A 15363-nucleotide genomic window follows, 5' to 3' on the forward strand; every position below is an offset into this window, starting at 1 on the left:
GGAGAGTGCCCTGATTTGAACGTCCACGCCCTATCACTGCATGCCTGTATCGCCGCCCTTTTCCGGCTTGTTCGACTTGTTCGGCTGGTTCGGCTATGCCGTGTCGTCCCGCTGTCCCGTGTCGCCTTCGCGCCGGCGGCATGCGTATGCCTTCTGGCCGGCGCCATGCTGTCCGGCCCCGCCAGAGCCGGCGCCGAGCGCTGGGACAAACTGGCCACCCCGCTGTTCGAACATCTCGGCCTCGAACAAGGCTTGCCGCATCCGGTCGGCATGGCGCTGGCGCAGGATGGCGACGGCTATATCTGGATCGGCACGCAGAGCGGCCTGGCGCGCTGGGACGGTTACCGCGTGCGCAGCTTCCACCACAACGCCGGCGACCCGACCAGCCTTCCCGGCGATTTCATTCAAACGCTGCACGTCGACGCGCGCGGGCGCCTGTGGGTCGGCACCGCCACCGCCGGCCTGGCGATGTACGACAATCGCAAGGAGCATTTCGTCCGCTTCAACGAGGAGTTGGGCCAGGGCCTGGTCAGCGCGATCGCCAGCGACGCCAAGGGCAATCTCTGGATCGGCACACCCGCCGGCCTTAAATTCTATGACGCCATCGCCGGCACGGTGACCAGCCATACCCGCGAAACGGCGCCCGGCCTGCCGGACAACCAGGTCCGCGCGCTGCTGGTGGACCGCGCCGGCAACCTGTGGATCGGCACCGGCACCGGGCTGGCGCGGATGAAACCCGGCGGCGCCATCACCGCTATCCCGGTCGGCGCCGCCGGCCAGGGTGGCTGGAGCGACACCGTCATGGCCCTGGGTGAAAACAGCCGGGGGGAGATCGCCTTCGGCACCCTCAAAAGCGGCGTCGGCACGGTCGATCCGCTAGCCGACCGCGGCCGTCTGCTTGCGCTCAAAGGCGTCAAGGACATGGAATCGAACATGGTGCTGTCGGTCGCGGAGAGCACGCCGGGCAACTGGTGGGCCGGCACCTATGGCGGCGGCATCGTCGAGTACCACGCCGCCACCGGCCGCGCCAACCGCATACTGCACCAGCCGGCCGTTCCGCTCAGCCTCAGTAACGACCGCACCGCCGCATTGCTGCGCGACCGCAGCGGCATGCTCTGGGTCAGCACGGAGCGCGGCGTCGACATCCACGATCCGCACAGCGAGAGCATCGACTCGGTGTTCGGCGGCGAGGGCAAGCTGGAGGCGGCGGTCACCGCGCTGATGACCGACAGCCGCCGCGAGGTATGGATCGCGCTGGCCGACCAGGGCATCGACATCGTGGCCACCGACGGCGCGCGGCGCGCGGCGCTGCGGCCCGACCCGCACCAGCCGGAAACGGCGCTGCCCAACCGCGTTGTGCTGGCGCTGGCCGAGGCCGAGCCGGGCGAAGCCTGGATCGGCACCCAGCTCGGTTTGTACCGCACCCGGGACGGCGGCCGCGCCGTCAGGCGTGTCGCGCTGCCGCAGGAGAATCGATATCCGCGCATCGGCACCATCCTCAAACGCGACGGCCAGCTCTGGCTGGGCACTTTCGACGGGCTGCTGCGCTACGATGTCGCCGCCGGCACTGTCAAGCGCTACGCCCAGGGCGCGCCGGAAGCCGGCGGCTTGACCGACAACCGTATCCACGCGGTGGTCCCCGACGGCGACGGCGCGCTGTGGATCGCCACCCGCAACGGCCTCAATCGACTCGATCCGGGGAGCGGCAATATAGAGCAGATCCACGCCGCGCCGGCCCTGCCCACAGCGCTCTCGGAGGCCGTCATCAGTTCCCTGGTGATCGACGGCCGCGGCAGGCTGTGGGTGGGCACCTACGGCGGCGGCATCTGCGTGATGACGGGCCGCGACGCCAGGGGCACGCCGGTGTTTCAGCGCGTCGGCGTCGCCGAGGGGCTGTCGACCGGTACCATCATGGCGTTGCAGTCGGACCCCGCCGGCCGCATCTGGGCCGCCACCTCCGACAGCATCGCCGTGGTCGACGCCACCACGCTCAAGGCGCGCGCGCTGGCCCGCGCCGACGGCCTGGCGTTCCGCACCTTCTTCATCGGCGCCAGCACCGTCACCAACGAGCGCGAGCTGCTGTTCGGCGCCACCTCCGGCATGGCGGTGGTGTACAGCGGGCGCCTGAACGACTGGGGCTACCGTCCGCCGCTGGTGATCAGCGCCGTGCGGGTCGACCAGCGCGCGCTGACGCCGGAGCAGCTCAGCGCGCCCGAGGGGCCGACCCTCACCTTGACGCCGGACACCCAGAGCTTCGAGGTCGAACTGGCGGCGCTGGACTACTCCGCGCCGCAGCGCAACCGCTACGCCTACCTGCTGGAAGGCTTCGACCGCCGCTGGACCGAGGCCGACGCCAGCCGCCGCGTGGCCAGCTACAACAGGCTGCCGCCGGGCGCCTACCGCCTGCGCCTGCGCGGCAGCAACCGCGAGGGCTTGTGGAATGTCGACGAGCTGTCGCTGCGGGTGGTGGTGCTGCCGGCCTGGCACCAGACCTGGTGGGCCAGGACCGGCTACCTGCTGGCCGCCGGCCTGCTGGCGTGGGCGCTGGTGCGCTGGCGCGTCCGGCAGCTGCACAACAAGGGCGAGGCGCTGCAGGCGCTGGTCTACTCGCGCACCCGGCATCTGGAAAAACTCAACGCCATCGTCAAATCGATCAACGAGCAGCTGGACTTCGACGCGCTGTTGCAGACCATCCTGCAGGAATCGACTGTCATCAAGGGCATCGATTCGGCACTTGCGCTGGTGCGCGAAGCCGGCACGGAGACACTGACGTTGCGCGCGGCCTGGGGCCGCATCGACGCCGCCGCCGACATCTACAGCATCGACCTGCGCCGGGCGGAGCTGCGCTACGCCCCGCCGGAATCCATGATCGCGCCGGACATCTTCGAAATCCACCATCCCAATTCGCTGCCGGGCGACGTCTGCGCGATGCTGGCGGTGCGCGTGGTGATCGACGGCCAGGTCGAGGGCTATCTGATTTTCGAGAACTACCAGTACCAGACCAGGTTCGAGGCGAGCGATCTCGATCTGCTCAAGGCGCTGAAGGAACCATTCGTGTCGGCCTACCAGAAGGCGCGGGCGCTGCGCATGATCGAGCAGGCGCGCGCCAACGCGGAGGCGGCCACCCGCGCCAAGAGCGAATTCCTGGCCAACATCAGCCACGAGATCCGCACGCCGATGAACGCCATCCTCGGCTTTGCCGGCCTGGGCACCCACCTCGACCTGCCACCGCAACCGCTGGACTACTTCCGCAAGATCGGCCGTGCCGGACAAAGCCTGCTCGAGATCATCAACGACGTGCTGGACTTCTCCAAGATCGAATCGGGCAAGCTGGAACTGGAGGCCCTGCCCTTCGACCTGCCCGACACGCTCAACCAGCTGGCCGACCTGTTCTCCTGGCGCGCCGCCGAACGGGGGCTGGAACTGGTGATCTGGTCGGCCCCGGACGTGCCGGCCAACCTGCTGGGCGATCCGCTGCGCCTGAGCCAGATCCTGGTCAACCTGGTCGGCAACGCGCTCAAATTCACCGCGCGCGGCCACATCGAGCTGCGGGTGGAACTGGACCCGAACATCGCCGCCGCCGACGTCGCCCCGGGCGCGTACGCGCTGCGCTTCACGGTCGAGGACAGCGGCCTTGGCATCAGCGGCGAACAGCAGGCGCGCCTGTTCCAGGCCTTCGCCCAGGCCGACGCCAGCACCACGCGGCTCTATGGCGGCACCGGACTGGGACTGGCGATCTCGCAGCAACTGGTGCGCAAGATGGGCGGCGTGATCGCGGTCGACAGCGAACCTGGCGTCGGCAGCAGCTTCAGTTTCACGGTGCAGCTGCACCCGGCCGCCGACCAGACCCCGCGCCTGCTGCCGCTGCCGGCGCAGGTGCTGGGCAAGCGCGTGCTGGTGGTCGACGACTGCGAAGCGGCGCGCCACATGCTCAAGATCCAGCTGGGCGGCCTCGGGCTGCGGACGCGCGCCGTGGCCTCGGGCGCGGCGGCGGTGGCCGCCCTGCAGCTGGAACCCTACGACATCCTGCTGATCGACGCCGACATGCCGGACCTGGACGGCATCGAAACGCTGCACCGCATCGGCGCCGACCCGGAACTGGCGCGCGTTCCGGCGATCCTCATGGTCACCGCCTACGCGCGCGAACACGATACCGACGCCGCCGCGCAAACCCGCCGCATGCCTTTCATCGACAAACCGGCCAATCCTTACCTGCTGCGCAGCGCGATCCTGACGGCGCTCGGGCTGGACGCCGGACAAGCCGCCGTCAAGGCGCCCGCGACGCCCTCGTTCGCGGTCCAACGCGTACGCGGCGCGCATGTGCTGGTGGTCGACGACAACAGCATCAACCAGCAGGTGGCGAGTGAAATTTTGCAGCGCGCCGGCGTCCGGGTCGATCTGGCCGCCAGTGGCGACGAGGCGGCGCGCATGGTCCAGGCGCGCCGCTACGATGCGGTGTTGATGGACATCCAGATGCCCGACATGGACGGCTACCAGGCCACGGCGCTGATCCGCGCCGACGAGCGCCACGCCGCGCTGCCGATCATCGCCATGACGGCGCACGCGGTGGCCGGCTACCGCGAGCGATGCCTGGACATGGACATGAACGATTACGTCACCAAGCCTATCGATCCCGACACGCTCTACGCGGTGCTGGCCACCTGGGTGCGGCACGACGCCGCGCGCGCGCCCGTGGACGAGCAGGAGACGACGCCGGCGCCGCGCGCGCAGGGCCTGGCGCCGGCGGCGCAGTCCAACGCGCGTCCGGGCATCGACATGCAGGCCGCGCTGGAGCGCCTGGGCGGCCACAGCGCGCTGCTGACGCGGCTTCTGGGCCTGTTCGCGCAGGATTTCGGCGCCACTTTGCAACACATTCATGATGCAATCGACGCCGGCGACCTGGCGCGGGCGGCCGAACTTGTGCACAAGATCCGTGGCGCGGCCGGAAACATTTCCGCGCCCGATCTGTTTGAGGCCGCCACGGCCCTGGAGCAACGTCTCAGAGAGCACGAGTCGGCATTACCGCAGTTATTGAGCGATTTCGAGCAGGCGTTCGAGATCGTCATGCACAGCGCGCGCGACGAGATCGCCAAACAATCTTCGGGCCCGCCGGCAGCCAGGGAAAACACCGGGCAAACCCACTAGCATGTTGCTATGTTGAAACCTCTTGAGGTCGGTCATGCTTTGTCCTAGCATGGACTTGCGTATTGATACGCGTCAACCCGCCCCCTCACATGAAAGGTGATGACATGGCCTCGCATTCCCCGCAAGATCTCGACCTGCTGCTGTCCAAACTGTCCGGCGACGACAGCTTCCGCCAGCGCTTCCTGAGCGACCCGCAGCTCGCGCTCGGTGGCCTGGGCATCCGCATCGACGCCGCCCAAATTCCGGCCATGCGCAGCCTGCCGTCCAGGGAGGTCATTGCCGCCAATCGCCACGCGATCAAAGGCAAACTTGAAAACGCCGCCGGTGCGATTCCATTCTTCCTGTCCGGCCAGCGCTGAACACCGGCCGCGCGCAGTCGAAACACCTGGGTCGACGCACCTCAGTCGAACTTCACCCGCGCGAGTGCTCCCTTATCGCCGCTGGCCCAAGCCGTCTTGCGGCCGGCGGCAAAGCTGATCGCGTCGAAACCGGCCACCGCTGCCGGATAGACCAACGGCGTCCACGTCTTGCCATCGTCCCGCGACACATCCGCGCCTGACGGCCCCACCGCCACCAGCGCGTTTTCGCCACCGTTCCCACCGCCGGGCACATATTTCACCGCCGAGCGGTAACCGGACAATCCCTTTTCGCGCACCAGCGACCAGCTCTTGCCGCCATCGCCGGTGAAGGCGACGTTGTTGACGGCCGCGCCCTCCCGCTTGTAGTCGCCGCCGACGATCACGCCATGCAGCGCGTCGCGGAAGGTGATGGAGAAGATGCCCGCCGACGCGCTGCTATCGAGCGGCGCCTGCACCACGCTCCAGGTCTTGCCGCGATCGCCGGTATGCAGCACCCGGCTGCCGGTGGCGATCCAGGCGTGGTCGCGGCCGACCATGGCGATATTGGAACCGCTGGCCGAGAACGATCCCTCGTTCGGCAACGCCGGCGGCAGCGCGGCGGCGGGAATCTTGTTCCATGTCGCGCCGCCGTCGGTGGTGCGCAGAATCTGAAAACGGCCATCGATCGAATCGCCGATCACCAGGCCGTTGTCGGCATCCCAAAACGTCATCGCGTCGAGGAAGCCTTTTTCATCGGGATTGACGTACTGCTGCGTCCAGGTGACGCCGGCGTCGGTGGTCTTGAAGATGCGCGAAGCGCTGGAAGGCCCAATGCTCAACAGGTAGGCGGTGTGGGCGTCGACGGCGTCGATATCGCGGAAGTCGAGCGGCGTGGCCTTGGCATCGACCGGCGGTGTCAGGCTGCGCCAGGTGGCGCCGCCATCGGCGGTACGCAGCACGGCATTGCCCGCGCCGCTGGCCCAGGCCACGTTGTCATCGACGGCGCTCACGCCGCGCAACCGGCCGGCGACACCGCTGGCCTGCTTGGTCCAGGTGACTGACGGCGCATCGGCAAACGCGCACCCGGCGAAAAAAACAATCGGCAGCAAAAAAAGAGTTTTCATGGGCGGAGGATGTCTAAGTGAACCGACATCATAACCACGTAGGGCGGATTAGCGAAGCGTAATCCGCCATGCATGCACCGTCCGCAACCACGCTGCGAATCACGGCTCGTAGCGCATCTCCACCGTATCCTGCGCGCCCGACGCCGCGCCGCACCCGCAAACCGCCACCACCATATCCTTCAACGGATCGAGCCCCAAGGCCCGCTCGATATCGACCTCGTTGACGGCAGCGGTCACAAAGGCCGGCATCCCCGCCTCGGTCGCCAGCAAATAAAACGTCTGCGACAGATGCCCCGCGTCCAGCAACAGCGCCCGATAAGCCTTGGCGTGATTGCGGTACTTCCAAAAATTGCGCTCCACGCGCGCCGCCAGCACCACCATCATCGGCGCATCGACAAACCAGTCCTGATCGGCCACCATGCGCATCGCCAGCTCCGCCGTCTGCCTGGTGTCCATCGCCACCAGCGGCTCCAGCGCATGCCGCACCGGGTGGTAGTGATACAGCCCGGGCGCCACGCCTTCCACACGCTGCGCCAGCACATACGCCTCGGTCGGATGCAGGCCGCCGGCGGAGGGACTGAGCTTCTTCAGCACGAAGGCATCCGGCGCCATCTCACGCTCCCCCTGCGACCCGAAGGCGCGTTGCAGCAGCCGCGAGGCGGTGGCCAGCGGCAGCGTGGCGACGGGATCGAAGTTACGGCCGGTGTAGCGTTTGAACAGCGTCTCGTCCAAACCGGCCCGCTCGGGAATCGGCAGCATCAGCGCGTCAATGGCGGGGCCGCGTTCGATGGCCGGTCCCGGCGGCGTGCCATACGATTCTACCAGCTCCTCAAAGCTGGGAAACTGCATGCCCTTGTCGACCCGCATATCGCCCCAGCGGCTGAACATATGCGCGGCGGCCGACAAAGGTCGCCAATGCTGCGAGCGCAGCACCTCGTCGCGCTCGCGCATGGCCGCGCCTTCGGGCGCATCGCTGAGCAACAGCCCGTGTCCAAGCAAAAGCGCGATGACGTCGGCCGACGACTTCTGCTCGCAGGCGGCGCGCTCCTGCCACAAGGTCAGGCTGATACAGCCCAGGGCCAGCATCTCGTCAGTGCCGATCTCCACCTCGGCGCCGAGATGCGGCGCCAGCGCGAGCCAGCGAACGGTCGCCCCCAGCGCGCTCTCGCCGGCGAACAGCGAAGACCAATCGATATCGAGATCCTCGCGGGGCTCGACAAACAGCACGGCGCAGCGTCTGATCAGCATGGTGGTTTACCTCTTAACAAGCAGCCAGCGCCAGGGCTCCAGGACTTTCGTTAATTCTGTCGTTTCAATTCCGTATAAAAATTCTCGTGCGATCCGATACTTAGCAACAGAACAGAGACAGGGGCAATTCTATTGGGACGAAGCTGATATGCCAGCAAAACCTCTTGCTTGTTAAGCTTGAATTTATGCACAAAGATTGCGGCCAAGTCGCCTTTTTTTTCTTCACCGATTGTAGGATCGGTAGCAATAGCCTTTACGGCCTTGTCTACAACCATCTTTTGCTTGGGATGCAGCTTTTTGAGGGCTTTTGCAAAGGTTGGAGTGACAAGGACCTCAAGCATCATCAATCGCCGAATTTGTATGGCGTAAGCATCCCGGCTTTAGCCTCCTGTGCTGCGAGCAAGGTATCCTTGATGAACTGCAGCGGCAAGGTTGGATTGTCGTCCACCGCCTTACCCAGCCGTGCCCAATATTCGATCTGCTTCGGTACCGAACGGTGTTCCGCAGCCGCATGTGGCTTAGCCATTTCAACCAGCTCGGCTGATAATTTCAAAGCGATGGCCATCTAGGCACCTTTACAAGTTGGTTGATTCAAGTCTGCCACCAAAGACAACCTTTTGCAACCAATGCCTCTAGCTAGCCAGCCGCCAGCGCGCCAAGCTTCATCCGGCATCACCGCGAAAAATATCCGGTCCGTCAGTTCCGGTTCAGGCTCGAAGCCGGGAAACGAAGCTTGTGTCATTATTTCACCCGCTGCTTTTCCAGCTTGCGCGCCAGGGTACGACGGTGCATGCCGAGCCGGCGCGCCGCCTCCGAGATGTTGAAGTCGGTCTCGGCCAGCACCGTGTGGATATGCTCCCACTCCAGCGTTTTGATCGATGTCGACCGGTTGGTCAGCTCCAGCTCGGCCGAGCCGGCGACGTGCTCGAACGCCGCCTCGATATCGTCGGTGTTGGATGGCTTGGCCAGGTACTGGCAGGCGCCCAGCTTGATCGCCTCGACCGCCGTGTTGATGCTGGCGAAACCCGTCAGCACCACGATCAGCATCTCCGGATCGTGCTGGTGCAGCATCTGCACGCAGGCCAGGCCGGACGAGTTGCCCTTCAGTTTCAGATCCACCACGGCGTAGCCGGGCGAGTGGTCCACCAGCACCGCGCTGGTCTCGTCGACGTTCTCGGCCAGCAACACCTTGTAGCCGCGCCGTTCAAACGAGCGGCTCAAGGTGCGGGCGAAAGCGGCGTCGTCTTCGACCAGCAGCAGCAAACGTTCTTCAGTTTCTTCAGTACTCATGGTTAACTTGTTCCGATTTGATTTCAATGGCCGACAATGGCAGCGTCAACCGCACCATCGCCCCACCCTGCTCCAGGTTGCTGGCGGTGACGGCACCGCCCAAGGTGCGCGCCACGTTCACCACCAGGAACAGCCCGAGCCCTCCGCCCGGCCGTCCTTTACTGGAATTGTAGGGTTTGCCGAATTGTGCCAGCATCGCCTCGGCGAAGCCGGGACCGGCGTCGGTTACCTGCAGCACCAGCGCGTCGTCCTCGCGCGAGGCCTCCATGCGCAGCCACTGCGGCGACGCCTCCAGCGCATTATCGAGCACATTGCAGATCATTTGCTTCAGCGTTGAATCGGACACCACCGGCAGGTCCGGTACGATGCGGTTTTCGAACTCGAACGCCACCACCGGACGGCCGATGCGCCACTCGGCGACCACCTCGTCGAGGAAGGTGTTGATGGTGGTCGCGGCCGACGATTCGCCGCGCGTCTCGCCGGCCGACAGCAGGATGCCGCTAACGATGGATTTGCAGCGCTTGAGCTGCGTCTGCATCTCGGCGATTTCCTCCAGCAGCACCGGATTGCCCTTGAACTCGGGCATGTGTTTCCAGTCGCCCAGGATCACGGCCAGGGTGGCCAGCGGCGTGCCCAACTCGTGCGCGGCGCCCGAGGCCAGCAGGCCCATGCGGATGATGTGCTCTTCCTCGGCCGCGCGCTGGTGCAAGGCGGCCAGCTTGGCGGCGGTCGTGCGCATATTGCGGGTGATGCGGCTGATGAAGATCACCAGCAACGCGGCGTCGAGGATGAAGCACACCAGCATCCCCTGCACGTACAGGCTGAGGATGCCGCGCTCGTGGTCCTGCGGCACGCGCAACGGTTCGGAGAACAGCGCCAGCCAGGCGATGCAGGCACCGGTGACGGCAACGATGGTCCAGGTCGACCAAGCCTCCAGCAGGACCGCGCCCAGGATCACGTGCAGCAGGTAGAGGAATACAAAGGGGTTGGTGGCGCCGCCGCTCAGGTACAGCTGGGCGGTCAGGCTGGCGACATCCACCGTCAGCGCGAGCAGCAGCTCGTTGTTCGAAACGAACTGGTTTTCCTGCCAGCGCAAGGTGCTGGCGATGTTGAAGGCGATCAGGCAGGCCAGCACGTTGAGCATGGCCGGCATCGGCAGTTGCACGTCGAGCAGCTGCGAGGCGGCGGCGATGGTGGTGATCTGGCCGATCACGGCGATCCAGCGCAGCTGGATCAGCTGCTGCATGTTCTTGTGGCCGGCCGCGTGCGTGATGGTGTTGGCCGACGCTTTCACGGCGGCCAGCGGTTCGACCACGGGAGCGTTGGGACGACCGCGGTCGAAGGGGTTGGGATATTTTGTCGCCATCCCCGGTATTTTACGTGATCAACGGCCCCGGCGTGTGTCCCTTGCGATCCACCATGCGGCCGCCGCCACCATCAGCGCCAGCCCGAACCAGGTCAGCGCATAAACAAGGTGATTGTTGACAAAGGAGATCACCGTCAGCCCGCCGATCGGGCGCACGCTTTCGCCGGGCAGTTCCACCCGCGCGGAGGCGGCGTCGGCGTCGACGAAGTACGGCGCCACCGCCGGCAAACCGCGCGACTTGGCAATCGCCTGCAGGTCGCGCGTGTACCAGTAATTGCGCTCCGGTTCGTTGCTGCGCAGCGAGCTGGTTTTCTCACTGACGCGCAACAGCCCGGTGACCGTGACCGCCGGCCCGCCAGCGACCGCCGCGCAGGCATCTGCCGCCGCAGGCGCCGGCGACGGGCGCGGACTCCAGCCGCCCGTACCCGCCGGCACGAAGCCGCGATTGACCATGACGATGCCGCCGTCCGCCGTGCACAGCGGCGTCAGCACCCAGTAGCCGATGCCGCGCTCGAGCGACGCCAGGGTCCACGTGGTCGATGCCGGCAAATACACACCGCTGATGCGCACGCGGCGGTATTCGTCCTCTTCGGCGGTCAGCTTCGGCCAGTCGGCAATGCCGGGCGCAGGCGTCGGCGCCGCGTGCACGCGTTGCTCCACCCGCTCGATCAACGCCAGCTTCCATTGCAACCTGAATATTTGCCACGTTCCCAAAGCAAAAAACCCTGCGAACATCATCCCGGCCACGAGGGCCAGGATGACGCGCAGGGCGCGGGAACGTTGGCGCGATGCGCCAGTCGTCATTTCATGTCGTGCATGCTGTGCACATCCGAACCCATCGAAGGCATCATGTTCAGGTTCATGTGGTACATGACCCAGATCGAGCCGGCCAGGACGATCAGCAGCAACACTGCTGTGAACATCAGCGCCAGCAGCGACCAGCCGCCTTCGTTCTTGCCGTTCATGTGCAGGAAGTAGACCATGTGCACGACCACCTGGACGGCGGCGAAGGCCAGCACCACGGCGGCCGTGGTGCTGGACTTGTCGAACACCTTGGCCATCACCAGCCAGAACGGGATTGCCGTCAGGATGACCGACAGCACGAAGCCGATGGCGTAATCCTTCAGGCTGCCGTGGGCGCCTTCCGCGCCGTGGCCGTGGTCGTCATGACCGTGACCGTGGCCGTGGCCGTGGCTATGGTTGGTTGGCGCGCTCATGGCAGAACTCCCATCAGGTAAACAAAGGTAAATACACCGATCCAGATCACGTCCAGGAAGTGCCAGAACATCGACAGGCACATCATGCGGCGGTTGTTCTCCGGTGTCAGGCCGTGCTTTTTGAGCTGGAACATCAAGGTGACCAGCCAGATCGTACCGAAGGTCACGTGCAGGCCGTGGGTGCCGACCAGCGCGAAGAACGAGGTCAGGAAGGCGCTGCGCTGCGGACCGGCACCGATATGTATCAGGTGCATGAACTCTTCGATCTCCAGGAACAGGAACGCCAGGCCGAACAGGCCCGTGATCCCCAGCCAGATGATGGCGAACTTGAGGCTCTTGCGCTGGGCGGCGATCATGGCGAAGCCATAGGTGATCGACGACAGTAGCAGGAACGCGGTGTTCAGGGCGATGGTGCCCAGCTCGAACAGCTCGGCGCCCGAAGGGCCGCCCGCGTAATTGCGGCCGAGCACGGCGTAAGCGGCGAACAGGCCGGCGAACAGCAGGCAGTCGCTCATCAGGTACAGCCAGAAGCCCAGCAGTGTGCCGTTCTCCGGGTGGTGGTCGGCTACGTAGTAGCGCGCGCTTGGGTCGTCGCTCAGGGCGGCGTTAGCGGTTATATCAGACATGGCTTTCCAGCAAACGAGTGTGCGCTTCTTCGGTACGGATGACTTCTTCCGCCTTGATGTAGAAATCGCGCTTGTAGTTAAAGGTGTGCTTGATGATGGCGACCATCATGGCGACGAAGCCGACGATGGCCAGCGCCCACATCTGCCAGACCAGGGCGAAGCCCATCACGAACGACAGCGACGAGATGATGAAGCCGGCCGCCGTGTTTTTCGGCATGTGGATGTCGACGAAGCCCTTGGTCGGACGCTTGTAGTTGTGCGCCTTCATGTCGGCCCAGCTGTCGCTGTCATGCACCACTGGCGTGAACGCGAAGTTGTAGTCCGGCGGTGGCGACGAGGTCGCCCACTCCAGCGTACGGCCGCCCCATGGGTCGCCGGTGACGTCGCGCAGTTTCTCGCGGTCGCGCCAGGACACATAGATCTGCATCAGGAAGGCGCCGATACCGCCGGCGATGATCAGCGCGCCGATGGCGGCGATGACGAACCAGATTTGCAGCGACGGATCTTCGAAGTGATTCATGCGGCGGGTAACGCCCATGAAGCCCATCACGTACAGCGGCGTGAAGGCGACCCAGAAGCCGACCAGCCAGCACCAGAAGCAGACCTTGCCCCAGAATTCATCGAGCTTAAAGCCGAACGCTTTCGGGAACCAGTAGTTCATGCCGGCGAACAGGCCGAACACCACGCCGCCGATGATGACGTTGTGGAAGTGGGCGATCAGGAACAGCGAGTTATGCAGCACGAAGTCGGCCGGTGGCACCGCCAGCATCACGCCGGTCATGCCGCCGATGACGAAGGTCAGCATGAAGCCCACGGTCCACAGCATCGGCACGTCGAAGGTGATGCGGCCCTTGTACATGGTGAACAGCCAGTTGAAGATCTTGGCGCCGGTCGGGATCGAGATGATCATCGTCGTGATGCCGAAGAACGAGTTGACGCTGGCGCCCGAACCCATGGTGAAGAAGTGGTGCAGCCATACCAGGTAGGACAGGATGGTGATCACGACGGTGGCGTACACCATCGAGGTGTAGCCGAACAGGCGCTTGGCGCTGAAGGTCGAGACGATTTCCGAGAACACGCCGAACACCGGCAGGATCAGAATGTAGACCTCGGGGTGGCCCCAGATCCAGATCAGGTTGACGTACAACATCGGGTTGCCGCCGAGGTCGTTGGTGAAGAAGTTGGTGCCGACCATGCGGTCGAGCGACAACATCGCCAGGGTGACGGTCAGGATCGGGAACGTCGCGACGATCAGGGCGTTGGTGCACAGCGCGGTCCAGGTGAAGACAGGCATCTTCATCAGGTCCATGCCCGGCGCGCGCATCTTGACGATGGTGGCGATCAGGTTGACGCCGGACAGGGTCGTGCCCACCCCGGCAATCTGCAATGACCAGATATAGTAGTCGACTCCCACATCCGGACTGGCCATGATGCCCGACAGCGGCGGGAAAGCCAGCCAGCCGGTCTTGGCGAATTCGCCGACGAACAGCGACACCATCGTCAGCATGGCGCCGAAGGTGGTCATCCAGAACGAGAAGTTGTTCAGGAACGGGAACGAGACGTCGCGCGCGCCGATCTGCAGCGGCACCACGTAGTTCATCAGGCCGGTTACCAGAGGCATTGCCACGAAGAAAATCATGATCGTGCCGTGGGCCGTGAAGACCTGGTCGTAGTGATGCGGCGGCAGGAAGCCGGCGTTGTCGCCGAAGGCCATCGCTTGCTGGGCGCGCATCATCAGCGCGTCGGCGAAGCCGCGCAGCAGCATGATGATACCCAGGATCATGTACATGATACCGATCTTCTTGTGGTCGATACTGGTGATCCAGTTCTTCCACAGCGGGCCCCACAGGCGGAATTTGAACATGACGGCGAGGAAGGCCAGGCCTCCGATCGCCACCATGGCGAAGGTGCCGATCAGAATCGGCTCATGCAGCGGGATCGATTCCCACGACAGGCGACCCAGGATCGGGTGGTTGGGTGTCAAGGTATGTTCGGACATGGTCATTCTTTACGGATAGGTTGGGCGGTGGCGGCAACGTCGGTCTCACAGACGTCTTTGTCCAGCGCTTTGACTGCGGCCGCCGCCTTGATGCGTGTGGCGTCCTGGTGCATCAAGGTGTTCATGCAGACCGAACCTTCAACGACGCAACGGTTCAGCACGAGGTCGTACAGACCCTTGTCGACATTACCGAAGTGCATGATCGGGTGCTTGATGGTCGGCTTGTCCAGGGTCACGAACTCGGCGCGGGTGAGCGCACCGGTGTTGGCCTTGGTCTTGGCGACCCAGGCGTCGAAGTCGCCCTGGTTCACGCCGTGGTACTTGAAGCGCATCTGCGAGAAGCCGGCGCCGCTGTAGTTCGACGAGAAGCCATCGTACACGCCCACCTTGTTCATCACCGCGTTCAACTGGGTCTCCATGCCGGGCATGGTGTAGATCATGCCGGCCAGCGCGGGGACGTAGAACGCGTTCATCACGGTCGACGAGGTCAGCTTGAAGCGCACCGGCACGTCGATCGGGGTCACCAGTTCATTGACGGTGGCGATGCCCTGCTCCGGATAGATGAACATCCACTTCCAGTCCATCGCCACCACCTGGATCTCCAGCGGCTTGACGCCGGCGGCGATCGGACGGTGCTCGTCGAGGCGGCTCAGCGGACGGTACGGGTCCAGCAAGTGGGTGTAGACCCACGTGATGGCGCCCAGCACGATGATGATCAGGAGCGGCGCGCCCCAGATCAGCAATTCGAGCTTGGTCGAGTGATCCCAGTTCGGTTCGTATTTGGCGGAAGTATTTGCCTTCCTATAGCGCCAAGCGAACAGACAGATCAAAATCATAACGGGTACGATAATCAACAGCATCAGCAATGTGGAAACAATGACAAGGTTTCCCTGCTGAGCAGCGATATCTCCGGACGGGTTCAACACGACCGTGTTGCAGCCAGCAAGCCACAACAACGGTGCGAGGAATAGCCCACGACGTGCGATAGGAGGAATCATGCGGTAATTTAC

13 protein-coding genes are annotated in these 15363 nt (G+C 64.6%); 2 read left to right on the forward strand and 11 right to left on the reverse strand.

Going from position 1 to position 15363, the window contains the following annotated elements:
• Window positions 1-165: 165 nt before the first annotated feature.
• Window positions 166-5145, forward strand: a complete 4980-nt coding sequence (locus AC0IYS_RS16285; RefSeq protein WP_471706131.1) for a hybrid sensor histidine kinase/response regulator — start codon at window positions 166-168, stop codon at window positions 5143-5145.
• Window positions 5146-5249: 104 nt separating this feature from the next.
• Window positions 5250-5504 (forward strand): NHLP-related RiPP peptide, encoded by a 255-nt coding sequence (locus AC0IYS_RS16290; RefSeq protein WP_471706132.1) that lies wholly within the window; start codon window positions 5250-5252, stop codon window positions 5502-5504.
• Between the two features lie 41 nt (window positions 5505-5545).
• On the opposite strand, the gene AC0IYS_RS16295 is transcribed toward AC0IYS_RS16290, so the two are convergent.
• From AC0IYS_RS16295 to cyoA, 11 genes are all read right to left on the reverse strand, one after another.
• Window positions 5546-6607: a WD40/YVTN/BNR-like repeat-containing protein gene (locus AC0IYS_RS16295; protein WP_471706133.1), complete on the reverse strand. Its 1062-nt coding sequence runs from the start codon at window positions 6605-6607 to the stop codon at window positions 5546-5548.
• 99 nt (window positions 6608-6706) lie between these two features.
• Complete coding sequence (locus AC0IYS_RS16300; RefSeq protein ID WP_471706134.1) at window positions 6707-7855, reverse strand: putative peptide maturation dehydrogenase; 1149 nt, start codon at window positions 7853-7855, stop codon at window positions 6707-6709.
• A 50-nt stretch (window positions 7856-7905) separates the two neighbouring features.
• Complete coding sequence (locus AC0IYS_RS16305) at window positions 7906-8199, reverse strand: type II toxin-antitoxin system RelE/ParE family toxin (RefSeq protein WP_471706135.1); 294 nt, start codon at window positions 8197-8199, stop codon at window positions 7906-7908.
• Window positions 8199-8420, reverse strand: a complete 222-nt coding sequence (locus AC0IYS_RS16310; RefSeq protein ID WP_471706136.1) for a TA system antitoxin ParD family protein — start codon at window positions 8418-8420, stop codon at window positions 8199-8201. The genes AC0IYS_RS16305 and AC0IYS_RS16310 overlap by 1 nt, the downstream gene beginning before the upstream one ends.
• 176 nt (window positions 8421-8596) lie before the next feature.
• On the reverse strand, window positions 8597-9145 hold the full coding sequence (locus AC0IYS_RS16315) for a response regulator transcription factor (RefSeq protein ID WP_471706137.1): 549 nt from the start codon (window positions 9143-9145) through the stop codon (window positions 8597-8599).
• The gene (locus AC0IYS_RS16320) at window positions 9135-10511 is read right to left on the reverse strand and encodes an ATP-binding protein (protein WP_471706138.1); all 1377 of its coding nucleotides are present in this window, start codon (window positions 10509-10511) and stop codon (window positions 9135-9137) included. The genes AC0IYS_RS16315 and AC0IYS_RS16320 overlap by 11 nt, the downstream gene beginning before the upstream one ends.
• Window positions 10512-10529: 18 nt before the next feature.
• A complete protein-coding gene (locus AC0IYS_RS16325) occupies window positions 10530-11315 on the reverse strand; it encodes an SURF1 family protein (RefSeq protein WP_471706139.1) in 786 nt (261 codons plus the stop codon).
• Entirely contained in the window at window positions 11312-11728 is a 417-nt protein-coding gene (gene cyoD, locus AC0IYS_RS16330; protein WP_471706140.1) for a cytochrome o ubiquinol oxidase subunit IV, read from the reverse strand. The genes AC0IYS_RS16325 and cyoD overlap by 4 nt, the downstream gene beginning before the upstream one ends.
• Window positions 11725-12354: a cytochrome o ubiquinol oxidase subunit III gene (gene cyoC / locus AC0IYS_RS16335; protein ID WP_471706141.1), complete on the reverse strand. Its 630-nt coding sequence runs from the start codon at window positions 12352-12354 to the stop codon at window positions 11725-11727. Before cyoC ends, cyoD begins: the two co-directional genes overlap by 4 nt.
• The gene (gene cyoB / locus AC0IYS_RS16340) at window positions 12347-14359 is read right to left on the reverse strand and encodes a cytochrome o ubiquinol oxidase subunit I (RefSeq protein WP_373923576.1); all 2013 of its coding nucleotides are present in this window, start codon (window positions 14357-14359) and stop codon (window positions 12347-12349) included. The genes cyoC and cyoB overlap by 8 nt, the downstream gene beginning before the upstream one ends.
• Window positions 14356-15351, reverse strand: coding sequence for a ubiquinol oxidase subunit II (gene cyoA, locus AC0IYS_RS16345; RefSeq protein WP_471706142.1), 996 nt, complete (start codon window positions 15349-15351; stop codon window positions 14356-14358). The genes cyoB and cyoA overlap by 4 nt, the downstream gene beginning before the upstream one ends.
• Between the last annotated feature and the right edge of the window lie 12 nt (window positions 15352-15363).

The sequence above is a fragment of the Duganella sp. AC237 genome (assembly GCF_979254035.1).